This window comes from Aeromicrobium fastidiosum, assembly GCF_017876595.1.
GTDB lineage: Bacteria > Actinomycetota > Actinomycetes > Propionibacteriales > Nocardioidaceae > Aeromicrobium > Aeromicrobium fastidiosum.
The window spans coordinates 2041573-2064817 of record NZ_JAGIOG010000001.1; the positions used below are offsets into that span (position 1 = coordinate 2041573).

Consider the following 23245-nt stretch of genomic DNA (forward strand, 5'->3'; position numbering starts at 1 on the left):
GTTCGCTGAGGGCGGACGTCAGCCGGCCAGCAGCTCGCGGGCGCGCCGCGGCGACATCGGCGTGCACCCGTGGGCCACGGCCTCGGCGACGATGCGGGGCTCGTCCTGCATCAGCCGCCAACCACGCCGCACGAGCACCCACGGGGCCTTGCGGCCCTCCCTCAGGTCGCGGAACAGGCGCAGTGCGAACGTCACCAGGCGGTGCCGGTGCAGGCAGATCGCCCGGTCGAGCAGCCCGGCCTCACGGCAGGCGTCGACGATGACCGGGGCGAACAGCCCCTCGGCGATGAAGCGCCCGGACGGGGCCTCCAGCACCTGCGACCCCGTGCGCCGGCTCGTCGCGATGTCGTAGACCGGCACCTCTGCGGTGCCCGAGGCGCACAGCTCGGCGATCGCGCCGACCGCGGCGACGGCGTCCCACGAGTCGGGGTGGTCCCAGTCGACGATGCCGAGGCTCGAGCGGGGCATGCCGGGGGCGTCGACGTCGCGGTAGAAGTCGTCGAGGCGCAGCACCGACCACCCGAGGCGTGCCGCGAGGTGCGACTTGCCCGATCCCGAGGGCCCGGCGACGATCACGACTCCGGAGGATGCGGCCACCGCACGAGGATAGTCGGACGCCCCTCCTAGGATGGACCGCATGTCCTCGACCGTCACCGTCGCCGAGATCGCCGCGACCATCGACCACGCCATCCTCAAGCCCGAGCTGACCCGCGACGACGTCGACGAGCAGCTCGCCCTGGTCGCTCGCTACGGCGTCTTCAGCGCGTGCGTGCGACCCAGCGACGTCTCGCACGCCTACGAGGTGCTCGAGGGCAGCGGCGTCGCGGTCTGCGCGGTCATCGGCTTCCCGCACGGCACCACGAGCACGCAGGCCAAGGTGGCCGAAGCCGTCCAGGCGCTCGACGACGGGGCGCGCGAGCTCGACATGGTGCTCAACATCGGACGACTGCGCAGCGGCATGCTCGACGACGTCGAGGCCGACATCCGCGCGGTCGTCACGGTGGCCGGCGAGCACGTCGTCAAGGTCATCCTCGAGACCGCCTACCTGAACGACGATGAGATCGTCGCGGCCTGCCGGGCGTCCGAGCGCGCCGGTGCCGCGTTCGTCAAGACGTCGACGGGCTTCGCCGGGGGAGGGGCCACGGTCGAGCACCTGAGGCTCATGCGGTCCACGGTCTCCGACGCCGTCCAGGTCAAGGCGTCCGGTGGCGTGCGCGGGCTCGACACCCTGCTCGAGATGCGTGACCTCGGCGTCACCCGCTTCGGCACCAGCGCCACCGGCACGATCCTCGACGACGTGGCGGCCCGGGCGAGCGGCCTGGCAGCGTCCGGCGGCACCGACGAGACGTCGTACTGAACTTCACCGACTCGTCACCTGCAGTGCCCCGCAGATGCGTTGACATATCCGTCGCTCCGAGATGTGCTGTCGGGACGACTTCCTGAGACGACTCTCAGGCAGGCACACCATCGGGGGTGAGCCGTTGGACGGTGCCTCCGATCTCTCGGAGAGGCACCTGCGTGAAGCATCTGCCCCGCCGCCTGATGGCCGTCGCCACCGCGACGCTCCTCGGCGCACCGCTGCTGGCCGTGACCCCGGCCACCGCAGCCGACGACGTCACGATCAACCTGGTCGGCATCAACGACTTCCACGGCCGCATCGACTCGGCCACGGTGCAGTGGGCGGGCACGATCAAGCAGCTCGAGGCCGAGGCACCGGGCAACTCGCTGCTCGTCTCGGCGGGAGACAACATCGGTGCCTCCCTGTTCACGTCGGCCGTCGACGACGACAACCCCACGATCGACGTGCTCAACGCCGTGGGCCTCGACGCATCGGCGACCGGCAACCACGAGTTCGACAAGGGCTACGCCGACCTGGTCAACCGTGTCGTCCCGCGCGCGGACTTCCCGATCCTGGGCGCCAACGTGACGAAGAAGTCGGACGGGTCCGCGGCCCTTCCGGCGTCGAAGACCTTCACGATCGACGGGGTCAGGATCGCCGTCATCGGCGCGGTGACGCAGGAGACGTCGACCCTCGTGAGCCCCGACGGCATCGCGGACCTGACGTTCGGCGACCCCGTCGAGGGCATCAACGCCGAGGTCGACAGGCTCGAGGCCCTGGACGACTCGGAGCGACCCGACGTCATGGTCGCGTCGTTCCACGAGGGTGCTCCCGACGGGACGCTGACCCTGCCGCAGGCCGTCGCCGGCAGCTCGGTGTTCCGCCACCTCGTCGAGGACACGTCGCCCGACGTCGACGCGATCTTCATGGGCCACACGCACCAGAAGTACGCCTACGAGGCACCTGTGCCCGGTGCGTCGGGCAAGACCCGTCCGATCATCCAGACCGGCAACTACGGCGAGAACGTCGGCCAGATCAAGCTGCAGGTCAACCCCGACTCGGGCGAGGTCACGAGCTTCACGCTCAAGAACACCGCACGCCTCGCGGCGTCCGACGCCGACCTGATCAAGCTCTACCCCGACCTCGCGGAGGTCAAGTCGATCCGTGACGCGGCCGTCACCGCCGCCGACAAGGTCGGCAGCGTGCCGAAGGGCGAGATCACCGGCGACATCACCCGCGCCTTCACCGGCGGCACGACCGAGGACCGCGGGTCGGAGTCGACGGCCGGTGGCCTGGTCGCCGACGCGCTGCTCGAGACCGTCGCCGCCGAGCCCGCCGGCGCCGACATCGGCATCGTCAACCCGGGCGGCCTCCGTCCGCCCGACCTGACGTATGCCGGGGTGCCGGGCAGCACGACCAACACCGACGGCGTCGTGACGTTCGCCGAGCTCAACTCGGTGCTGCCGTTCGCCAACAACCTCAACTCGGTGCGCCTGTCGGGTGCCTCGCTCAAGAAGGTGCTCGAGCAGCAGTGGCAGCGCGACGCCTCCGGCAACGTCCCGACGCGCGCCTACCTGCAGCTCGGTGTGTCGAAGAACGTCCACTACACCTTCGACGCGACCCGTCCCGAGGGCAGCCGCATCACCTCGGTGACGATCGACGGCAAGCCGCTCGAGGCCGACCAGCAGTACAAGGTCGCGACGTTCTCGTTCCTGGCCACGGGAGGTGACAACTTCCGGGCCTTCAAGGAGGGCGTCAACACCGACACCGGCCTGGTCGACCGCGACGGCTGGGTCGCCTACTTCGAGAAGAACAGCCCGGTCTCGCCCGACTTCGCGAAGCGCTCGGTCGAGGTGCGCGGCGTCGCCGCCAAGTACGGCGTCGGCACGAAGGGCTCGGTCACGTTCCCGCGGCTCGACCTGACCTCGCTGGGCAGCCCGGCCAACACGCGCATCTACTCCAAGATCGTCTACGGCGACGGCGCGACGGCCTCGGTGCCGTCGCAGCCCGTGTCGTCCGGCGCGGCGACCGTCCCGTTCACGCTGCCCGAGGGCAGGAGCGGAGCCATGCGCCTCGAGTCCGAGGCGTTCCCGAGCCGCACCAAGATCGTCGTCCCGCTCGATGTCACGGGTGCGACGGTCACGGCGACGGCTCCGAAGGCGACGTTCGGCGATGACGTCCCGGTGGCGGTCACCGTCACGGGCCCGTCGGGCACCCCGGCCGGCGAGGTCACGCTGACGAACGGCGACACGAAGCTGGGCTCCGGCACGCTCAGCGACGGCGGGACGGCGACGATCCCCGTCGACAGCGAGGATCTCGGTGCCGGCACCACCACGGTCACTGCCACCTACGCCGGCGACGGCGCCGGCTACCCCGCGACGAGCGGCAGCGTCGACGTCGTGATCGCCAAGGCGGGCACGACCACGACGGCTCCCGATCCCGCGCCGACCAAGGTCAGCGATGACGCGAAGGTCGCCGTGACGGTCGAGTCGTCCACCGGCACCGAGCCCACGGGGGCTGTCACGGTCAGCGACGGCACCAGGGTCATCGGCTCGGCACAGCTCGCCGAGGGGTCGGCGAGCGTCAGCGCAGACCTGGCGGGCCTGTCCGTCGGCCCGCACGAGCTGACGGTCGCCTACGCCGGCGATGCCGACCACGAGGCCTCGACCACGACGGTCGACGTGGACGTCGTCAAGGGATCGGCCGGGCTGACGGCCACGGCCACCGGTTCGCCGTACGGGACGTCGACCGTCGTCCAGGTCGTCGGCGCTCCCGGTGCCACCGGCGTGGTCTACGTCGGCAACGGCTCGACCGTGGTCGGCATCGGCTTCCTGGTCGACGGCAAGGGCTCCGTGGCGCTGCCTGCGACGGCGCTGGTGCCGGGCACCTACGCCCTCGGGGTGTTCTTCGGCGGCAGCGACTCGTACGACGCGGTCGACACGACGGTCGGTGTCACGATCGCCAAGGGGGCGACGAGCACCCGCAAGGTCTCGGTCAGCCCGCGCACGATCGTCCGCAACCGCACCAAGCCGTTCGTGACCGTCACGGTCACGGGTGAGGGCTTCACGGTCGACGGCGGCACCGTCACGCTGCGGCAGGGCGGCAAGAGCTACCGGGGGACGGTCAAGGGCGGCAAGGCACGCATCCGTCTCGGCAAGATCACGTCGTCCGGCAAGGCCAAGAAGGTCACGGCGACGTACTCCGGCAACGGCGTCGCCAACGGCTCGTCGACGAGCTTCACGGTCAAGGTGCTCAAGAAGAAGTAGCCCAGCGCTGCCCGGGGCGGTCATCGGCCGCCCCGGGCACTGCGCCCGCACGTCCACGCGTGTGGACGCGTCACCGGATCCATCATCTGCAGGACCAGCATCGGGGAGCTCATGAACACGTCGATCATCACGCGAGGTGCGGCCGCAGCGGCCGTGGCCATCGCCTCACTCATCGCCCTGCCCGCCACTCCGGCCTCGGCCGCGGGGGCCGGGGTCGTCATCAACGAGATCTACCCCAACGGCGGCAGCGGTGGGGGCACGTACCAGGGCCGCTTCTACGAGCTGTACAACTCGACCGATCAGGCGGTCAGCGTCGACGGATGGTCGCTCCAGTACCGGTCGCCGCTCAACGTGACCTCCGACTTCGGCCAGGTCTCGGCGCTCGGCGACACGACGATTCCCGCGGGCGGATACCTGTTGATCGCCGGCCCGGGCAACGGGGCCAACGCCAAGCCGTTGCCGAAGGCCGATGTGACCAGCTCCATCACCGCGGGTGCCGGTGGCGGCCAGATCGCGCTCAGCACGTCGATCGATCCTCTGCCCGGCGACGACGTGCTGGGTGCGGACGACCTGGTGGATCTGGTGGGCTACGGCACCGCGAAGGTCTTCGAGGGCACCGCGGTGGCTCCTACGGGCAGCGCGACCAACGGCATCACGCGGGCGTCCACCCACGCCGACACCGACGACAACGCCGCCGACTTCTCGTCGGCGGAGGCCACCCCGTGCAGTCTGGCCGGGTGCGCCACGGTCACCCCGCCCGACCCGCCGGTCGCCACGACCATCGCCGAGGTGCAGGGCACCGGCTTCACGAGCCCGCTGGTCGGCACCAACGTCACCGTGAAGGGCGTCGTCACGGCGACGTACACGTCCGGTGCCTTCGACGGCGCGTACATCCAGACCGAGGGCACCGGCGACGTCGACCTCGCCGACCACAAGGCGTCCGACGGGGTGTTCGTCTCGTCGCTCGCGTTCGCCAAGGACGTCGAGAAGGGTGACTTCGTCTCGGTCACCGGCATCGTGTCGGAGTCGTTCGGTCTGACGCAGATCGCCACGCCCGATGGCGGGTGGTCGGTCATCGACAGCGAGCAGCACGATCCGGTCGAGCCCGCCGCCGTCACGTTCCCGCTGACGTCGGCCCAGCGGGAGTCGCTCGAGGGCATGTTGCTCGACGTCGAGGGCACCTACACCGTCACCAACAACTACACGACCGACCGCTTCGGCGACATCGGTCTGGTCGACGGCGACGAGCCGCTCGACCAGCCCACCAACGTCGTCGCACCCGGCGAGGCCGCCAAGGAGCTGCAGGCACGCAACGACGCTCGCCTCATCACGCTCGACGACGGGGCGGACATCGACCGCTTCACGACCGACAAGAACATCGCGTTGCCGTGGCTGACGAAGACCAACCAGCTGCGCGTGGGGGCCAAGGCCACGATCGACGAGCCCGTCATCCTCGACTACCGCCGCAGCCTGTGGCGGCTGCAGCCGACCGAGCGACTCGTGGCGGGCGAGGAGCCGGCGACGTTCACCAGCACGCGCTCCGCGAAGCCCGCGGCCGTCGGCGGCGACGTCACGATCGGCACGTTCAACGTGCTCAACTACTTCACGACGACGGGCCAGGCCTACGAGAAGCAGTCGGGCGAGAAGTGCGAGTTCTTCGCCGACCGGGCGGGTACGCCCATCGCGGTCGACGACTGCGGCGACGGTCCTCGCGGTGCCGCGACGTCGGAGAGCCTCGAGCGCCAGCAGGCCAAGATCGTGACCGCGATCAACACCCTGGGTGCCGATGTCGTGTCACTGGAGGAGATCGAGAACTCCGCGCGGCTCGGCCTGCCGCGCGACACCGCGCTGAGCGCGCTCGTGACGGCCCTCAACGCCAAGGCCGGAGACGGCACGTGGGCGTTCGTCCCGTCGCCGACCGCCGTGCCGACCGGTGAGGACGTCATCCGGACCGGGTTCATCTACAAGCCGGCAGCGGTCGAGACCGTCGGCGGCTCGACGATCCTCACGACCGCCTCCGCGTTCGACAACGCGAGGGAGCCCCTGGCGCAGACGTTCAAGGTCGCCGGTGGCACGGACGACTCGAGGTTCGCGGTCATCGTCAACCACTTCAAGTCCAAGGGATCCGGATCGGGCACCGACGCCGACAGCGGCGACGGGCAGGGTGGTTCGAACGCGTCGCGCACGGCGCAGGCCACGGCGCTGGTCGGATTCGCCCAGGACGTCGCGGACGATGCCGGCACCGATCGTGTCTTCCTGACCGGTGACTTCAACTCCTACAACAAGGAGGATCCGGTCGACATCATCGAGAAGGCGGGCTTCGTCAACGTCGCGGCCGAGCTGACCGACAAGGAGACGTACCAGTTCGAGGGACAGGTCGGATCGCTCGACCACGTCTTCGCCTCCGGCCCGGCCTTCGGTGACGTGACCGGTGCCGACATCTGGAACATCAACTCGTACGAGTCACCCGGTCGGGAGTACAGCCGCTACAACTACAACCTCGTCGACCTGTTCGACGGCACCACCCCGTTCCGCGCATCCGACCACGATCCCGAGCTGGTCGGCTTCGACGCCGAGAAGGTCGAGCGGGCGACCGTCGCGGTCGACGCGCCGGCGACGATCCGCGCGGGTCAGGCGTTGAGCCTCGGGGTGACGGTGTCGGGCGGCGACGCGACGCCCACCGGGACGGTCGCGGTCGTCGAGGGCGAGAAGGTCCTGGCGTCGGCATCGCTGAAGGGCGGTGCGGCCCAGCTCGCGGTGCCCGACCTGCCGATCGGCTCGCACGTGCTGTCAGTCCGCTACTCCGGCGACGAGGGGCATGCCGCGTCGAGTGCTTCGGTCTCCACGACGGTGCTCAAGACGGCCAGCACCCTCACCGCCTCGGCAGCATCCGGCACCTACGGAACGAGCGCCGTGCTGTCGGTCACGGGATCGCCGGGTGCCTCGGGTCTGGTCTACGTCGCGGCGGGTGACCAGCTCGTCGGCCTCGGCACGATGTCGGACGGTCGGGCCACGATCAACCTGTCGAGCACGTTGCCGGTCGGCACGACGCCCCTGACGGTCTTCTACGCCGGAGATGCGACGGTCGACCCGACGTCAACCACGACGACGGTGACCGTCGCCAAGGCCGCGACCCGGACGAGGGTGGGGTCGGTCAAGCCGACGCGCATCGTGCGCAACCGCACCAAGCCCTTCGTCGAGGTGCGCGTGACGGCCGACGGCTTCGTGGTCGATGGCGGCACCGTCACGCTTCGCTCGGGCGGCAAGATGTCAACCGCCACGGTCCGCAATGGCAAGGCGCGGGTGCGGCTCGGCACGTTCACGTCGTCCGGATCCGCCAAGAAGGTGCGGGTGACCTACTCGGGCAGCTCGGTGGCCGAGGGGTCGACCTCGACGTTCACCGTCAGGGTGCGGCGGAGGTAGCCGGTGACGCCCGAGCCGCCGTCCACCGCGGCTCGGGCGGACTACGACGGGGGCGTGATGTGATGACGCCATGACCGAGGTGCTCCACGTCGTCGCCGTCGTCCTGACGGGGCTGTCCGCCGGGTTGTTCGCGACCTTCTCGTACGTCGTGATGCCCGGCCTGCGGCGCGCCGACGACGCGACGTTCGTGCAGACCATGCGCTCGATCAACGTCGCGATCCTCAACCCCGTGTTCGCCGTGGTGTTCGGCGGCGCTGCGGTGGCCCTCGTGGCTGCGCTCGTCGCGACTTGGAGCATGGATGCCCGCCCGTGGCTGATCGTGGCGCTGCTGCTCTACGTTGCCGGTGCCTTCGTCGTGACGGGTGCCGTCAACATCCCGCTCAACGACGCGCTGGCATCCGGTGCCGGCGCGCCCGCGCCGCTGAGGCAGTCCTTCGAGGCGCGCTGGGTGCTCTTCAACCACGTGCGTGCGGTGCTGACGGTCGCGGCCTTCGCCTCCGCGACGATCGGCCTGGTTGTCTGAGCGGCGGCCGCGGTGGGAGCTGGTCGGAGCTTCTCAGGACCCGCTGCTCCTGCTGTTGATGCGCAGACGCCACTCCTCGCTCCGCTGTCGGGTCCACTCGGCGGAGGGGACGACCGCTGCGACGGGAATCGACGAGGTGAGATCACTCAGGAGGTCTGGGCTCAGCCGGACGCTCAAGCGGTCTCCTTCGTCGCTGAGGCTCGCAAGGAGCTTCATGTCCTCCGTCCAGGCGTCGGCGGCGAAGGCGTAGGGAGCGAAGGTCGTGAAGGCCGCCCAGGTCGCCTCATCGAAGTCTCGGACCCATCCGGTGAGCCTGTAGGTGTTCTTCGGCGACGCGTTCTCGGGGAGAGGAGCGAGGACGGCTGCCGCCTCGACGACGTCGTCAGGCCAGCCGTGCCGGTTGTCCCACGGCACGTCGCACTGGAATCTGTCGACGAAGGGACGGACCAGCCGCAGGACGTGTCGGCAGGCATCGACCTGTTGCTCGACCGTGAGCAGCGACGTGTCGATGCCGTACACGTCGTCGTGCCTCTTGCGGAACCACATCGGCCCATCCTCGCTGATTCTGCCCCGCCCACGCGTCGAATACGTCCCTACCGATTCCGGCCGCGATTCAAGCGGTTCCTGGAGGAATCTTCCAAGAGACCGAGGCCCGCGGTCAGCAGGAAGACAGGAGTGAAGATCTCCATGATCTGGTCGCGGCTGCCGACCTCCAGCGCCCACATGGCCAAGAGACCTCCGCACGCGAGGAGAAGCACCTTGCGTGTACGGAGTAGCGCCGAGTGCCGCTGCCGCTGATCCATGCGATGAGTCTGGCAGATCGTGGTTACCGACTCGGTGAGTCCGCCCGGACCTCTCGGGGCAGGCCTGTGGGCCGCCTGGCTCGTGGTCAGGCGGCTGGGGTGTAGTGGGTTCGTCGTCGGCGTCGGATGGGTCGGCCGTGGCGGGTGGTGAATTCGAATCCGGTGACGGCGTTGCCGGTGATGTGCAGGTTGCCGCGGTGGAGGAGGTGGTGGCAGCGGGTGCAGAGGCCGACGAGGAGATCGAGGTCGGTGGGCCCACCCTGTGACCACCAGACGGAGTGGTGGATCTCGAGGTGGGTGTGGTGGCAGCCGGGTGCGGCGCAGACCCCTTGTTGTCTGGCGATCACGGCACGGCGTTGCTTGAGGTTGGGTTGGTACTTCGCGGTGCCGATGTTGAGGACTTGGGCTTGCCTGCCGTGGCCGCCTTCGGACATGAGGAATGCGGTGGCCTCGGAGATGCACATGAAGTACATGAGCAGGTGTGGCCCGATCGGCCCGAACCCGGCCAGATGGGCGGGTTTCACGTCGGGCATCGGTGACGGGGTCCGCAACGGGTTTTCGTTGGTCTGGTGGACGTGGTCGGCGGCTGCGGCGACGGTCTCGGCGTCGACGAACACTGACACGTGGGGTTTGACGCCCTTGTCCGACGGCAGGCCGTTTCCGAGGATGTCGGTGAGCAGGTCGTCGATGCCTTGGACGCGGCGTTCGGAGCCGGTGCGGGTGTCGTCCTTGTCGGTGGGTGCGGAGATGGCGTCGAGGACTTTTTTGAGCTTGGCGCCGGTGATGGCGTTGAGGAACCCGGTGACGTGCCAGCCGTCGGGGACGGCGTTGACCTGGAAGTCTTGTTTGTCCATGCCGCGTAGGTGGGCGTCGTCGAGGTCTTCGGGGTGCTTGATGTCTTTGAGCTCGCGCAGGATCTGGAACAACGCACTGGGTTCGGTGGTCTCGGCGACGACCAGCAGTGGTTCTTGGAGGTCGAGCATGATGTCGAGGCCGAGGTGTTTGAGCCCGAACGCCAATGCGCGCAGGTGGTGGGCGTTGACCCGTCCGGCGGTGGCGGCGTCGGCGAACAGGGGCAGGTCGCGCAGCACGGCGGTGTTGCGGACCAGCATCGATGCGACACCGGCGTCGACGTGCAGCTGGGTGCGGACCCACGCGTTCAACGTGGAGGTGCCGTCGATCTCGTAGTCCTTGGACGCGTCGAGGTCGGCCAGCAGCGTCGAGATCGTCGCGTCCAAGGCGTCGCGGGCAGCCTGGGCTGCGTGCAATCGGGCGCGGACGTCACCGGACTCCAGGGCGTGCGCGGCTTCGCGCATCGCCTCGATCGCCGGTGCTGAGTTCATACCCCCAACCTAGTCGAACAGGTGTTCGAGCGACAGGGTACAAAGTCCTGCAATACCGGGACAATTCTCCTGTCGGTCCCGCCTGATTGGATGTCCTCGAGCAGGCCGAAATCACCCAGCAGCAGGCTTGCGCCGCAGCGCAGTCGTCAACGCCAGAGCACCTGCCACGACCACCAGCAGCAGGCCGACGACGCCGATCGTGACCCCCAGCAGGACGTAGCGCGCCAGTCGCGGGTTGTCGGCCTGACCGATCGTCAGCGGCGTCCCCGTCGAGCACGAGAGCTGGTGCTTCGAGCCAGCAGCACCCTTCACGAGGCCGACGCGCTCCCACGTCCGTCCGCCGTCCGTCACCGACATCGAGGTCGAGATGCTCGTCGAGAACGAGTCGCGCCCCGTCCCGACTTCCTCGGCCCCGCAGTAGGTCGTGGCCGTCGATGGGCTCACCCAGATCGCGAGCGCCCGATCGCCGACCGTCACGGTGGACGACCCGGGATCGTCGACAGGCGTGATCTCCTAGCCGGCCAGCGCCCGGGCGACGACGAGCCCGAAAACCGCCCCGAGCGCCACCGCCAGCACGACCATCCCGCCCGCGACGACGTAGCGACGGGTGGGGGAGGCCGCCATGCTCAGATGCCCAGTGCGTCAGCGAGGTCGGCCTTGATGCCCTCGATCTGCTCGTCGGCCGTGGCACGCGCCGACTCGATCGAGCCGCTGACCGGGATGACGACCTCGATGTAGCACTTGAGCTTGGGCTCGGTGCCCGACGGACGAGCGATGATGCGAGCGCCCCCGTCGAGGCCCAGCCGGATGCCGTCGGTGGGCGGCAGGCCGTGATATCCCTCGGCGAGGTCGTCGACCGAGGTCACGTCGAGCCCGCCCAGCACGGTCGGCGGCGAGGTGCGCAAGACGTCCATCGCGCGGCTGATGATCGTCAGGTCGTCGACGCGCACCGACAGCTGGCTCGTGCCGTGCAGGCCGTGCTCGCGGTAGATGTCGTCGAGCCGGTCGATCAGCGAGCGGCCGTCGGCCTTGAGCTCGGCGGCCATCTCGAGCACCGTGATGATCGCCGAGACGCCGTCCTTGTCGCGCGCGATGTCGGGCGCGACGCTGTAGCCCAGCGCCTCCTCGTAGCCGAAGACCAGCGTCGGGATCTTGCCGAGCCACTTGAATCCCGTCAGGGTCTGCTCCCACGGCTGGCCGAACGCGGCAGCCTGTCGTCCGAGCAGGTCGGACGACACGATCGACGACCCGTATGTGCCCTCGACCCCGCGACGCAGCAGGAAGTCGGCCAGCAGGACGCCGACCTGGTCGCCGGTCAGCATCCGGTACGACTCTCCCTCGCGGACGCCCACGGCGCAGCGGTCGGCGTCGGGGTCGTTGGCCACGATGACGTCGGCGCCGGCCTCGGAGGCGAGCTTGAGCGCGAGGTCCATCGCGCCCGGCTCCTCGGGGTTGGGGAACACGACGGTCGGGAAGTCGGGGTCGGGATCGCCCTGCTCGCGGACGACGTGCAGCGGCGGGAAGCCGGCCCGCGCGACGGCGTCGACGAGGGTGTCGCGACCGACGCCGTGCATCGGCGTGTAGACGGCGACGACCTCACGGGGCCCGTCGCCCGGCAGCGCGACGACGGCGTCGACGTACGCCCGCGCGACATCGTCGCCGAGGGTCTCGTAGTCGTCGCTCCGGGGCATCTCGTCGACCCGGCCGACGGCGTCGATGGCGTCGGAGATCTCGGCGTCGGCAGGCGGCACGATCTGGCTCGAGTCCTCGAGGTAGACCTTGTAGCCGTTGTCCTGCGGTGGGTTGTGCGACGCCGTCACCATGACGCCGGCGCTGCAGCCGAGGTGCCGGATCGCGAACGCGAGCACGGGGGTCGGCAGGTGCGTCGGCAGCAGGAAGGCGTGCACGCCGGCACCCTCCATGATCTCGGCGGTGTCGCGCGCGAACACGTCGGAGTTGTGGCGGGCGTCGTAGCCGACCACGACGCTGGGACGCGCGTCCGGGCCGGACGCGTGCTCGAGCAGGTAGGCCGCGAGACCCGCGGCAGCCTGCGCGACGATGACCCGGTTCATCCGGTTGGGCCCGGCACCGAGGGCACCGCGCAGGCCTGCGGTGCCGAACTGCAGCCGCTCGGCGAAGCGGTCCTGCAGCGCGTCGACGTCGTTCGCGTCGATCAGGGTCTGCAGCTCGTCGCGGGTGACGGGGTCGGGGTCTTGGCTCAGCCAGTCGTGCGCTCGGGCGATGAGGTCGGTGGTCACGGTGTGTCCCTTCAGAAGGCAGGTCGGACGAAGGCGGACGTCACGTGCGGTCCGCCGACGAAGGCGTTCTCCACGTCGTCCTCGGGGCGGAGGGGGATCGAGCCGGCGAAGCGCTCGGCATCGTCCTGCGGGTCGAAGCCGATCGCGCGGCCGGGCTCGAGATCCCACCAGCCCCGGGTGTTGGCGCTGACGCCGTGCACGACGGTGTACCCCGGAGCGGGCTGCCCGATCGCGGCGTCGACCATGCGCACGGCGTCGGCCGGCGACAACCACGTCGAGAGCTGTCGGACGGTCTCGGGTGCGTCGGCGAACGTCCCGATGCGCATCGCGACGGCGCTGACCGCGAACCGGTCGACGTAGAGGCTGAGCAGCGCCTCGGCGGCCACCTTGGCGGTGCCGTAGAACGTGTCGGGTCGGGGACGCACCGACGTCGTCAGTGGCGCGCCGCTCGGCGTCCGCCCCACCGCGTGGTTGCTGCTCGCGTAGGCCATGCGGTCGACGCCGTGGCGGAGCATGGCCTCCAGCAGGCTGGCCGTCGTGTGCGCGTGCGACTCGAGGGCGGCGGGCAGGGAGTCCTCGTCGGGGTTGCCGGCGAGGTGGACGACGGCGTCGACGCCGTGAACGGCACGATCCGCCGTCTCCTGGTCGAGGCAGTCGCCGACCATCCAGTCGTGCTCGTATCCTGCCGCGGGCTGCTCGACCAGGTCGAGACCCCGCAGGTCGTGGCCGAGATCGGCGAGGCCCCGGCCGAGCGCTCGTCCGATCGACCCGGCCGCGCCCGTGACGAGGACCTTCATCAGATGCGCGGCAGCACGTCGCCGAGCAGGGTGCCCATACGGGTCGCGGCGGCCTTGCCGGCGGCGAGCACCTCTTCGTGGTTGAGGGGCTCTCCCGTCATGCCTGCGGCGGCGTTGGTCACCAGCGAGATGCCGAGCACCTCGAGACCCGCGGCGCGGGCGGCGATCGCCTCGAGCGTCGTCGACATGCCGACCAGGTCGCCGCCGATCGCGCGGACCATGCCGATCTCGGCCGGTGTCTCGTAGTGCGGGCCGGGCAGCTGCACGTAGACGCCCTCGTCGAGGCTCGGATCGGCCTGCTTGCACAGGGCCCGCAGCCGGCTCGAGTAGAGATCGGTGAGATCGACGAAGTGGGCACCCTCGAGCGGCGAGGTCGCCGTCATGTTGATGTGGTCGCTGATCAGCACCGGCGTGCCGGGGGACCACGCGGGGTTGAGCCCGCCGCAGCCGTTGGTCAGCACCAGCGTCTTGACGCCCGCCGCCGCGGCGGTGCGGACGCCGTGCACGACGGCGGCGACGCCCTTGCCCTCGTAGAAGTGGGTGCGGCCGAGGAAGACCAGCAGGCGCTTGTCGCCCAGGCGCACCGATCGGACGGTGCCGCCGTGCCCCTCGACCGCCGGGGCGCTGAATCCGGGCAGCTCGGCGAGCGGCACCTCGTGCTCGGGTGTGCCGAGGGCGTCGGCGGCAGGCAGCCAGCCGGACCCCATGACGAGCGCGATGTCGTGGTCGCCTCCACCGGTGCGTTCGCGGAGCGCTTCGGCGGCCTGTCGGGCGAGTTCGGTGGAGGTCACCTGCCGTACATTACGACAATGCCGAAGATCATTGGTGGTTCGCTCGAGCAGCACCGCGAGCAGACCCGTCGCCGGGTCTTCGACGCCCTGTCGACGCTGTTGGGCCAGCGTTCGTTCGACGCCCTCTCGATGGCAGACCTGGCGGCCGAGGCAGGCATCGGCCGCACCGCGATCTACAACCACTTCGCCGACAAGGACGCCGTCGTGGTGGCCTTCGCGAGTGCCGAGACCGACCGCTACCTCGCCCGGCTGGATTCCGCGCTCGAGCGCGCCGACGGCCCGGCCGACGCGATGCGCATCTACGTCACCGAGCACATGGACTCGTCCGAGGAGTTCCACTTCGGCTTCGGCCCCGAGCTGTACGGGATGCTGTCGCGCGAGTCGGTCGCCGAGATCCGCGAGCACGTCGTCGCGGTCGAGTCGGTGCTGCGCGGCATCATCGACGACGGGGTGGCCGCGGGCGTCTTCACCGTTGACGACGTCACGTCGACGATGTCGCTGGTCCACTCGTGCCTGGCGACGCGCCGGGTCGCGCCGGGCGCCGTCGTGACGTTCGTGCTCCGCGCCCTCGGCACCTGACCCCCCGGGACCGCGAGTGGCGCAGTTCGGTGATTCTGGGACGGCGTGTCGCGCCGAACTGCGCCACTCGAACCCCGGTTTGCGCCACTCGGCGGACGTCGTGCGGACGCAGCTCGGCCCGGACACGATGATCGTGCCCGGGCCGAGATGGTGCGGTGCTACGTGACTACTTGGTGACCTTGAAGGTCCCGGCAGGCAGCGTCAGGGTGCGGGCGAAGCTCGCGTTGCCCAGGTACTTCACCGACACGGTCCACTTGCCCTTGGCGAGCTTGGGGATCGTGACGACGCGCGACCCGGTCGAGACGTAGGCCGTCTTGACCTTGGTCTTGTGGCCCTTCTGCTTGAAGGTGACCTTGACCTGGCCCGTGACAGCGGCACCGGTCGACGACGTGAGGGTGACCGTGGTCTTGCCGGTCTTCTTGGTCGTCGGCTTCGTGGTGCTGCCGCGCTTGATCGACGTGATCTTGGCAGGGGCGGCGGCGGGCTTCGGAGCAGTCTTGGCGATCGCCGTGGCGGTGAACGGTGACGGTGCCTTGTTGTCGTTGCTGTTCGACGTCTGGTAGAAGAACGCACCCACGCCGGCCGGCTTCAGGAAGGTGATGAAGGCCGGGTCCCAGCTCTTGCCCTCCGTCGGACGGTTGGCGGTCGTGCCGTAGCCGGCAGCGTCCGAAGCGGTGGTGTCGCTGAAGGGTGTCTGCACTCCGGCCCAGTTGGGCGTCCGCGTCAGCGAGCGCAGGTTGCCGCTGGTCGTCCAGTCGGCACCCGACGCTGCGGTGCTGAACGTCGTCAGGTTGACGCGCTGGGGTCCTCCCGCGGTGGGCGACGGAACGCTGAGGGTCCACGAGACGTCGGCGGAGATCGTTCCCTTGCCGGCCGCGTCGACCGACACCGTGGGCTTGGCGAGGGTGATCGTGTACTGGTCGTGGCCACCCATCGTGATGGATCCCTCGTACGTCACCGAGGCGATGCCGGTGGCCGGGTCGACCGAGCCGACGCCGTTCGGGAACGTCACGGTGCGATCGGTCTCGACCGCGCCGCCGGCGACCGAGTGGTCGGCCAGCTGGCCGGACTGACCCGTCGCGGCAGCGTAGGTGGAGATCTTCCAGGTCAGCGACGGGGACGCGACCTCAGCTGCCTGTGCGGGGGCAGCCAGGGCGAGCCCGGAGGTGACGACGGCCGCGGAGACGAGGCCGGCGGCGGCTCGCCGCGCGATGGTGATGGACATGTGGTGCCTTTCAGATGACCCGGCGGGGGACCGGGATGGGGGAAATCAGGAGGGCTCGAGCTACTTCGACTTGACCGTGTACGCCTTGGACGTCGCCGGGCTCTGGGTCGCGCTGCCGGCGTAGGAGACCTTGAGCTTCCAGGTGCCCTTCTTGAGCTTCGGCAGCTTGACCGTGGCCTTGCCGTTCTTGACGGTGACCGTGACGGTCTTCTTGGTCTTGCCCTTCGTGAGCGTGACCTTGGCCTTGCCGGACGGCTTGGCTCCCGGAGCGGCGGACGTCACGGTGATCGTCGCCTTGCCGGCCTTCTTGGTGGTCGGGCGCTTGGAGACCTTGACCGTCGGCTTCTTCGTGGACGCCTTCGCGGGGGCGGCCGGCGGCGCAGGCGCAGGCGCGGGCACCGGGACAGGAGCAGGCGTGACGACCGGGGCGGTGTCGACGGGCAGGACCTCGGGTGTACCGAACGTGAGCGCGACCGGACCGGCGGGCTTGGCCGCATCGCGCTGGCCGCCTGAGCTGTACCAGTAGGACGACTGGCCGGTCGCCTGCTGGAAGTCGACGAACTGCTGCGGGAACGAGCCCCAGCTGCTGCCGGTCTTGACCTGAGGCGTTGCGTAGCCGGTGTCGTCGATGTCGACGCCCGCGTACTGCGGTGCGGCCGTGAAACCGGTCGCCGTGATGTCCACCCCGGCGAAGCTGGCGATGACCTGGTCGTTCCTGGTCTGCAGCGGGGCCCACAACGAGGTGTCCGTCATCGACGCCCCATAGCCGCTGAGGTCGGCCGTGAGCGTCGCAACGCCGTCAGCAGCGACCGTCAGGGTGGGGTCGGTGGCGGTCCAGTAGGTCATGCCGCCGTAGAACGCCGACGTGAAGGAGCCGGTCCAGCTGATCGTGCCGGAGCCGTCGGCCGCGTACGAACCTTCGCCGGCGGAGAGACGAACCCGGTTCTCGGTCGTGGAGGCGGCGCTGGACGCCGTGACTGTCTTGCCGCTCCGGTCGATGCACCGGGTCTCCCAGATCGGGGTGACCCACGGGGTGGTGCGTCCGGGCTTCTCGATGCGGACGTTGCCCGCGATCGGCGTGTACTCGGTCTTGGTCCATGCGCGGCTGCTGCCTGTGTCGCCGGCCTTGCCCGCGGACAGGAAGTTGCACGAGCCGTTGAACGCTCCGCCGCCCTGCTCGTCGTTGAGGTTCCAGGTCAGGGATGCGTTCGTGACGGGCGTGACGTCCGGATCGGCTTGCGACGGCGAGGCGAGGCCCAGGAGACCGCCTGCGGCCAGCGCCGTCGCGAGGGTGCCGGCGAGCCCACGACGGGCTCGGGTGGTGAGAGACATGACTACCTTTCGGTTCGTGTGGCGGAGTAGATGAGCGGGGTGAGGGTGACGAGCGCGGCGGCTCCGAGCAGGACGCCGCCGAGGATCCAGACGCCCTCCGCGCCGGTCCGGCCGACGGGTGCTGCGGAAGCCCCGGTGACGGTCGAGACGGGGCGCGTCTGTGCGTACGTCGTGCCCGCGACCTGGGCGTCGGCCGGTGCCGTCAGCGGTGCGGTGACCGCGGGGAGGCCGGCTGGGACCGATGCCGGAGGGGCGACGGCCTTGTTGCGCGGCGCGTCGTTCTTGGCTGACTTCTTCTTGGCCTTGGCGGGTGCCTTGACGGCGACGGGCGACCCGGCGGCGTAGGAGATCGTCACGGGCTTGGCCACCTTGTGCGCGTCCGCGGCACCGCCGCTGGAGTACCAGTACGAGCCCGTGCCGGACGAGGTCTGGTAGTCGATGAACGACTGCGGGAACGAGCCCCAGCTGTCACCGGAGCGCACCTGCGCGTCACCCGGCACGGTGACGGCGACGCCCTTGTAGGCAGGTGTCGCCGTGAAGCCGAGGTCCTTCGCGAGGTCGACGGCACCGAGATCGGCCAGGACGACGTTCGGGACCGGCGCGACAGGCTTCCACTGCGTCAGGTCGTCCATCGACGAGCCGAAGCCGCTCAGGGTCGCGGTGAGCCGGCCGACACCACCGGTCACGGTGAGCTTCGGGTCGGTGACGTAGAAGAAGCTGTAGCCCGAGTAGTACAGCACCGTGAACGAGCCGTTCCACTGGATCGACGCCGTGCCGCTCGTCGGATCGACCGTGCCGGTGCCGCCGCCGATGACGACTTCGTGCCCGCTGAACGGCCCGTTGGTGCCGGGGATGCTCTTGCCGTCGGTGTCGGTGCGCAGCCCCTCCCAGGTCGCGGACGTCCAGGAGCCGTTGAGGTACTTCTGGATCGAGACCTGGCCGTCGGCCTGCTTCCAGCCCGCCTGCGTCAGCTGCGTGTTTCCCCTGCCGGGATCGGCGATCTTGCCGGCGGAGAAGAAGTTGAACGTGCCGGGGGCGAAGGCCCGGTTGTTCGACTCGTCGTTGATGCCCCAGCGCACCTGGGCGTCCGTCACGGTGAAGGCCCCGGTCGGGACTGGCGCGGCGGTCGGGCTGGGCGCGGGGGTCGGCGTCGGCGAGGGGTCGGTCGGCGTCGGTGTGGGAGAAGAATCGGTCGGCTCCGGCGTCGGCGACGACTCCGTCGGCCCGGGGGGCGGCGACGACTCGGTCGGCGAAGGCGAGGGCGAAGGCGTCGACGTCGCCGCTGCCGGCTCGGGCACGACATCGTCCCCCTCGGCGGCCAGCGCCATCGTGGCCGATCCGAGCAGGACGGCCGTGGTCGCGAGCACTGCGAACGCGGTGCGGATCTCAGAGCGCATGCGCGGCCTCCCCGGTGGCGGGTGCTGCGGCGGAGGCCTTGCGACGTCGGTGGATCGTGCGGAAGCGGACCGTCGCGAACGTCACGGCCCCGAGCAGGGCAACGAGGGTGAGGCCCAGGAACGCGTACGGCAGCCAGTCGGGTGCGCCAGTCGAGTCATCGGCGGCAGTAGGGACGCTCGACCGGTCGGCCGCCACCGGGAAGTTGACGGTGGGCGTGGCACCCGAGGCGGCCCCCATGAGCTTGAGCACGTGGGTGCCGGCGCTGGTGCCCTCGGGCAGCTGGAGCACACCGGCGATCTCACCGGACGGTCCGGCGCTGAGCGGGCCGACGGCGGCGCGCCCGTCGTCGAGCGTCGCCACGACCTGTTCGCCGGGGGTGAAGCCGCTGCCCGTGAACGACAGCACCCGGCCGACGACGGCGGTGCTGGGATCGACCACTGCGGCGGGCGGAGCGGCCGGAGCCGAAGGAGCGGCGGACGCGGTCGGTGACTCCGGCGCGACGGGCGCGGCACCCGAGCCGGCACCGGCGGCTGGGTCCGGCGAGGTCGCCGACGCCGCAGGCGCCTTCGTCCCGGCTCCCGCCGCGAACGAGAGCGGCGTGAACGTCTCGTTGCTGCCGTTCTTGACGCCGTGCGCACCGATCGTGATGACGCCGCAGGTCACGGCCGTGCAGTCGACCGTGACGGTCTTGCCGGCCCGGTCGACGGTCTTGAACGTCGCACCGGGGACCGTCAGCTGCGTCGACCAGGTGCCGTCGGCCTTGATCGTCCCGCCGTTGGCCGATGAAGCGGTGTCGCTGCCCGGGAAGGCCACGAACCGCTGGAAGCCCTGGTTGTTCTTGCTCTCGCTGTCGGGCACGTAGCGGTAGTTGGTGCCCACCTGGCCGCCCTTGCTGGGACGCCACGTGCCGCTGACCGTGCCGAAGAAGACGTAGATGCCGCCATGGCCGCCCTTGATCGACTGGAAGCCCGAACCGCTGACCTCGAGCGTCGTGGCGTAGGTCGGATCGGCCTTCGCGGCACCCTGGCCGTTGTCGATGCTGACCCGCGCGGCAGCCTGGGCCGGTGACGGGATCAGCAGCGCGCTCGCGCAGAGCGTCGTGATGGTCAGGAGAGCACGGACGCGCATGGGTCCTCCTCGGTGAGGGCGATCAGGTGGGGGAGGACGACGAGGCGTCCGTGGTGGTCGACGACGTCGACGGGATGTCCGTAGACCTCGCCGAGCACGTCGGGCGTCATGACCTCGCGGGGTGGGCCGTCGGCGCGCAGGCGTCCGTCGGCGAGCATGCAGATGCGGTCGGCGTGCGCCGCGGCGACCGTGAGGTCGTGCAGCACCGCCACGACGGCGTGACCGTCGGCCGCCAGCCGGCGCGCCTCCGAGAGCACCTGCTCCTGGTGGCGGATGTCGAGGGCCGCGGTCGGCTCGTCGAGCAGCACGACCGAGGTCTGCTGCGCGAGCACCCGGGCGAACGACGTGCGGGCCTTCTCGCCGCCCGACAGGGTCGGGAACGACCGGTCGGCCAGGCCCAGCACGTCGGTGCGCTGCATCGCCTCGGCGACCACGAGGTCGTCGAGGTCCTCCTCGGGCAGCCGTGCCCAGGGAGCGCGCCCCATGCGGACGACGTCGACCGCGCGGAACCCGAAGGCGAGCCGCTGCTCCTGGGGCAGCACCGCACGCTGGCGGGCCAGGGCGGCGACCTTCCAGCGGTGCAGCTCGACGCCGTCGAGGGTGGCCTGACCCGAGGTCGGCGTGATGTCGCCCGACATGACGCTGAGCAGCGTCGTCTTGCCGGCGCCGTTGGGGCCGACGAGGGCGACGAGCTCGCCGGGGACGACCTCGAGGCTGACGCCGTGCAGGATCGGGTGTCCACCCAGGTCGGCCGAGACGTCGGTCAACGCGAGAGTCATGCCCAGCCTCCCGCCGTCTTGCGGGTGCGCCGCAGCAGCCAGAAGAAGAACGGGCCGCCGACCAACGAAGTGAGCATGCCGATCGGCAGGTCGGCCCCGGTGACGGCCGTGCGGGCGATCAGGTCGGCGCCCAGCAGCAGGACCGAGCCCGCGAGGGCGCTGGCCGGCACGAGCACGCGGTGACCGGGTCCGACGAGCATCCGGATGAGGTGCGGCACGACGAGGCCGACGAAGGCGATGATGCCGGCGAACGACACCGCCGCCGCCGTGAGCAGGGCGACCAGGACGATCGCGACGAGGCGCAGCCGCTCGACGTCGATGCCGACGTGCCGTGCTGCCCGGTCGCCAAGCGCCAGCACGTCGAGCCGGCGGGCCATCAGCATCGATCCCACCAGGCCCACCGCGACGAGCGGGGCGACGACACCGACGTACTCCCACCTGCTGCCGTTGAGGCTGCCGAGCTGCCAGAACACGATCTGCTCGCGCTCCTGGGTGTCGCCGAGGAAGATCATCAGCGCCAGCCCCGACGCGCACACCGCATTGACCGCGATGCCGGTCAGCACCAGCGTCACGACCTCGGTGCGTCCATCGGCCCGGGAGAGGGCGTAGACCAGCAGGGTCGTCACGAGGCCGCCGACGAAGGCGAACAGCGCCGTCGTCCACGACCCGATCAGCTGGATCTGGAAGACGATCACGATCGCGGCGGCGAAGGCGGCACCCGTCGACACGCCGACGACGCTGGGCTCGGCCAGCGGGTTGCCGAAGATGCCCTGCATCAGCGCGCCGGCCGTCGACAGGGCGGCACCGACGATGATCGCGAGCGCGATGCGCGGGAACCGCACCTGCCACAGCGTGTTGTCGCCCTGGGGGTGCGTCGGCATCGTCCCCCAGTCGAGCCCCACGCGGTGCATCAGGGAGCCCCAGACCTCGCTCGCCGGGATCGCCAGCTGACCGCGTCCGGCGGCGTAGACCGTGAGCACGGCGAGCGCGACGCCGAGCACGACGAACAGCGCCGTCGCGCGGGCACCGTGACGGCGGGGGAGCGGCGGAGTCGTGTCGGCGACCGGCGCGGCCCGTGGGGGCAGCGTGGCTGTCACTGGGCCGACTCCGGGGCGTAGATCGCGACGGCGAGCGAGTTGAGCACCTCGGCCGTCCGCGGTCCGAAGCTCAGCACCTGGCTGTCCTGCATGTCGACGATGCGCCGGTTCTGACCGGCCGGGGTGTTGGCGATCGCGGGCAGGCGGTCGAGCAGCCCGTCGACGCCGCCGACCGACTCGAGCCCCTTGCTCATCATGATGATGAGATCGGGCTGCGCCGCGATGATGGCCTCGTCGTTGACGGGCTTCATGCCGTTCCAGCCGATCTCGCGGGTCACGTCGTAGCCGCCGACCGCATCGATCAGGCCGTCGGCCCCGGAGCCCTCGCCGAACATGTAGTAGACGCCGGCCTGGCCGCGCACGTACAGGAAGACCATCCGCAGCTTGTCCTGGACGGCCGTGGGTGCGACCTTCGCGATCGCGGCCTTTGTGGCGGCGACCTCCTTCTCGATCCGCTGGCCCAGCTGCTTGCCCTCGGCGGGGACGCCCAGGGCGTCTGCGACCTCCTGCGTCAGCGACGAGACGTTGTCGAGGCTGCGCTGGGAGTCGGTCACGACGACGGGGATGCCCGAGTCACGCATCTGCAGGATGACGTCCCACGGACCCAGCGACGTGTCGGTGAGGATCACGGTGGGGTCGAGCTCGAGGATCGACTCGGCGTTGAGGTCGTGGCCGTTGCTCGTCACGAGCGGGAGCTTCTTGGCCTCGTCGAACTGGGTCGAGACGTCACGGCCCACGACTTGGTCCCCGAGCCCGAGCTCGAACACGGTCTGCGAGAGCGTGCCGTAGATGTCGAGCGCGAGGATGCGGCTCGTGTCGGTGATCGTCACCTTGGTGCCCTGGGCGTCGGTCACCGTGACGGGGAGGGTCTGCTGCGGCGAGGTCGTGACGGGCGTGATGGAGCTGCCGGCCAGCGAGGCGTGTGTCTCGCCGGAGTACGACTTCGGGTCGTCGAGCACCGTTGCCGAGGCGAGGTCGACGGCGGCGCGGTCGGTGCCACCGTGCGCCGTGCCGCCACCCGAGCCGGCCCCGCAGGCGGCGACGACGGAGACCGACAGGAGGACGGCCGCGAGACGGCGGGCCGCGGAGAAGACAGGGCGGGGCACGGTAATCCTTCGGGTTAGGTGAGGGTAGGCTAACAGTTCTCAGGGTTGCCTATCCAAA

19 protein-coding genes are annotated in these 23245 nt (G+C 70.2%); 5 read left to right on the forward strand and 14 right to left on the reverse strand.

Annotated features, from left to right (window positions below; genetic code table 11):
• Nucleotides 1–18: 18 nt before the first annotated feature.
• Nucleotides 19–597 (reverse strand): uridine kinase family protein, encoded by a 579-nt coding sequence (locus tag JOF40_RS10135; RefSeq protein ID WP_246152872.1) that lies wholly within the window; start codon nucleotides 595–597, stop codon nucleotides 19–21.
• 40 nt (nucleotides 598–637) lie between these two features.
• Here JOF40_RS10135 and deoC point away from each other — a divergent pair, with 40 nt between their 5' ends.
• The 4 genes from deoC to JOF40_RS10155 all read left to right on the forward strand — a co-directional run bounded on the left by deoC (nucleotide 638) and on the right by JOF40_RS10155 (nucleotide 8551).
• The gene (gene deoC, locus JOF40_RS10140) at nucleotides 638–1357 is read left to right on the forward strand and encodes a deoxyribose-phosphate aldolase (RefSeq protein ID WP_129185797.1); all 720 of its coding nucleotides are present in this window, start codon (nucleotides 638–640) and stop codon (nucleotides 1355–1357) included.
• A gap of 161 nt (nucleotides 1358–1518) precedes the next feature.
• A complete protein-coding gene (locus tag JOF40_RS10145) occupies nucleotides 1519–4605 on the forward strand; it encodes a 5'-nucleotidase C-terminal domain-containing protein (protein WP_129185798.1) in 3087 nt (1028 codons plus the stop codon).
• Nucleotides 4606–4716: 111 nt separating this feature from the next.
• Nucleotides 4717–8028, forward strand: a complete 3312-nt coding sequence (locus JOF40_RS10150) for an ExeM/NucH family extracellular endonuclease (protein ID WP_129185799.1) — start codon at nucleotides 4717–4719, stop codon at nucleotides 8026–8028.
• Between the two features lie 70 nt (nucleotides 8029–8098).
• Nucleotides 8099–8551, forward strand: coding sequence for an anthrone oxygenase family protein (locus JOF40_RS10155; RefSeq protein ID WP_129185800.1), 453 nt, complete (start codon nucleotides 8099–8101; stop codon nucleotides 8549–8551).
• Between the two features lie 33 nt (nucleotides 8552–8584).
• Here JOF40_RS10155 and JOF40_RS10160 read toward each other — a convergent pair whose 3' ends face one another.
• From JOF40_RS10160 to JOF40_RS10185, 6 genes are all read right to left on the reverse strand, one after another.
• Complete coding sequence (locus tag JOF40_RS10160) at nucleotides 8585–9097, reverse strand: hypothetical protein (RefSeq protein WP_129185801.1); 513 nt, start codon at nucleotides 9095–9097, stop codon at nucleotides 8585–8587.
• A gap of 343 nt (nucleotides 9098–9440) precedes the next feature.
• Nucleotides 9441–10697 carry an HNH endonuclease gene (locus JOF40_RS10165; protein WP_209674504.1) on the reverse strand — a complete coding sequence of 419 codons (1257 nt, stop codon included), beginning with the start codon at nucleotides 10695–10697 and terminating at the stop codon, nucleotides 9441–9443.
• A 111-nt stretch (nucleotides 10698–10808) separates the two neighbouring features.
• Nucleotides 10809–11174: a hypothetical protein gene (locus JOF40_RS10170; protein ID WP_129185351.1), complete on the reverse strand. Its 366-nt coding sequence runs from the start codon at nucleotides 11172–11174 to the stop codon at nucleotides 10809–10811.
• A 149-nt stretch (nucleotides 11175–11323) separates the two neighbouring features.
• On the reverse strand, nucleotides 11324–12955 hold the full coding sequence (locus tag JOF40_RS10175) for a phospho-sugar mutase (RefSeq protein WP_129185350.1): 1632 nt from the start codon (nucleotides 12953–12955) through the stop codon (nucleotides 11324–11326).
• A gap of 11 nt (nucleotides 12956–12966) precedes the next feature.
• A complete protein-coding gene (locus tag JOF40_RS10180) occupies nucleotides 12967–13752 on the reverse strand; it encodes an NAD-dependent epimerase/dehydratase family protein (protein WP_129185349.1) in 786 nt (261 codons plus the stop codon).
• Nucleotides 13752–14543, reverse strand: coding sequence for a purine-nucleoside phosphorylase (locus JOF40_RS10185; protein WP_129185348.1), 792 nt, complete (start codon nucleotides 14541–14543; stop codon nucleotides 13752–13754). Before JOF40_RS10185 ends, JOF40_RS10180 begins: the two co-directional genes overlap by 1 nt.
• Before the next feature lie 18 nt (nucleotides 14544–14561).
• Between JOF40_RS10185 and JOF40_RS10190 the strand changes: the two genes are divergently transcribed.
• Nucleotides 14562–15122 (forward strand): TetR/AcrR family transcriptional regulator, encoded by a 561-nt coding sequence (locus JOF40_RS10190; protein WP_129185347.1) that lies wholly within the window; start codon nucleotides 14562–14564, stop codon nucleotides 15120–15122.
• A 166-nt stretch (nucleotides 15123–15288) separates the two neighbouring features.
• On the opposite strand, the gene JOF40_RS10195 is transcribed toward JOF40_RS10190, so the two are convergent.
• The 7 genes from JOF40_RS10195 to JOF40_RS10225 are packed head-to-tail and all read right to left on the reverse strand — an operon-like array spanning nucleotide 15289 to nucleotide 23187.
• Nucleotides 15289–16347 carry an HtaA domain-containing protein gene (locus tag JOF40_RS10195; RefSeq protein ID WP_129185346.1) on the reverse strand — a complete coding sequence of 353 codons (1059 nt, stop codon included), beginning with the start codon at nucleotides 16345–16347 and terminating at the stop codon, nucleotides 15289–15291.
• A 60-nt stretch (nucleotides 16348–16407) separates the two neighbouring features.
• A complete protein-coding gene (locus JOF40_RS10200) occupies nucleotides 16408–17679 on the reverse strand; it encodes an Ig-like domain repeat protein (RefSeq protein ID WP_129185345.1) in 1272 nt (423 codons plus the stop codon).
• A 2-nt stretch (nucleotides 17680–17681) separates the two neighbouring features.
• The gene (locus JOF40_RS10205) at nucleotides 17682–19076 is read right to left on the reverse strand and encodes a hypothetical protein (RefSeq protein WP_129185344.1); all 1395 of its coding nucleotides are present in this window, start codon (nucleotides 19074–19076) and stop codon (nucleotides 17682–17684) included.
• Nucleotides 19066–20205 (reverse strand): hypothetical protein, encoded by a 1140-nt coding sequence (locus tag JOF40_RS10210; protein ID WP_129185343.1) that lies wholly within the window; start codon nucleotides 20203–20205, stop codon nucleotides 19066–19068. The genes JOF40_RS10205 and JOF40_RS10210 overlap by 11 nt, the downstream gene beginning before the upstream one ends.
• Complete coding sequence (locus JOF40_RS10215) at nucleotides 20184–20984, reverse strand: heme ABC transporter ATP-binding protein (protein ID WP_129185342.1); 801 nt, start codon at nucleotides 20982–20984, stop codon at nucleotides 20184–20186. The genes JOF40_RS10210 and JOF40_RS10215 overlap by 22 nt, the downstream gene beginning before the upstream one ends.
• Entirely contained in the window at nucleotides 20981–22081 is a 1101-nt protein-coding gene (locus JOF40_RS10220; RefSeq protein ID WP_188111927.1) for a FecCD family ABC transporter permease, read from the reverse strand. Before JOF40_RS10220 ends, JOF40_RS10215 begins: the two co-directional genes overlap by 4 nt.
• Nucleotides 22078–23187 carry a heme/hemin ABC transporter substrate-binding protein gene (locus JOF40_RS10225; RefSeq protein ID WP_129185341.1) on the reverse strand — a complete coding sequence of 370 codons (1110 nt, stop codon included), beginning with the start codon at nucleotides 23185–23187 and terminating at the stop codon, nucleotides 22078–22080. Before JOF40_RS10225 ends, JOF40_RS10220 begins: the two co-directional genes overlap by 4 nt.
• Nucleotides 23188–23245: the final 58 nt, after the last annotated feature.

Coding starts and splice junctions, on each gene's coding strand:
- deoC (WP_129185797.1), top strand. CDS start 638: ATGTCCTCGACCGTCACCGTCGCCGAGATCGCCGCGACCATCGACCAC.
- JOF40_RS10150 (WP_129185799.1), top strand. CDS start 4,717: ATGAACACGTCGATCATCACGCGAGGTGCGGCCGCAGCGGCCGTGGCC.
- JOF40_RS10155 (WP_129185800.1), top strand. CDS start 8,099: ATGACCGAGGTGCTCCACGTCGTCGCCGTCGTCCTGACGGGGCTGTCC.
- JOF40_RS10160 (WP_129185801.1), bottom strand. CDS start 9,097: ATGTGGTTCCGCAAGAGGCACGACGACGTGTACGGCATCGACACGTCG.
- JOF40_RS10165 (WP_209674504.1), bottom strand. CDS start 10,697: ATGAACTCAGCACCGGCGATCGAGGCGATGCGCGAAGCCGCGCACGCC.
- JOF40_RS10180 (WP_129185349.1), bottom strand. CDS start 13,752: ATGAAGGTCCTCGTCACGGGCGCGGCCGGGTCGATCGGACGAGCGCTC.
- JOF40_RS10190 (WP_129185347.1), top strand. CDS start 14,562: ATGCCGAAGATCATTGGTGGTTCGCTCGAGCAGCACCGCGAGCAGACC.
- JOF40_RS10195 (WP_129185346.1), bottom strand. CDS start 16,347: ATGTCCATCACCATCGCGCGGCGAGCCGCCGCCGGCCTCGTCTCCGCG.
- JOF40_RS10200 (WP_129185345.1), bottom strand. CDS start 17,679: ATGTCTCTCACCACCCGAGCCCGTCGTGGGCTCGCCGGCACCCTCGCG.
- JOF40_RS10205 (WP_129185344.1), bottom strand. CDS start 19,076: ATGCGCTCTGAGATCCGCACCGCGTTCGCAGTGCTCGCGACCACGGCC.
- JOF40_RS10210 (WP_129185343.1), bottom strand. CDS start 20,205: ATGCGCGTCCGTGCTCTCCTGACCATCACGACGCTCTGCGCGAGCGCG.
- JOF40_RS10215 (WP_129185342.1), bottom strand. CDS start 20,984: ATGACTCTCGCGTTGACCGACGTCTCGGCCGACCTGGGTGGACACCCG.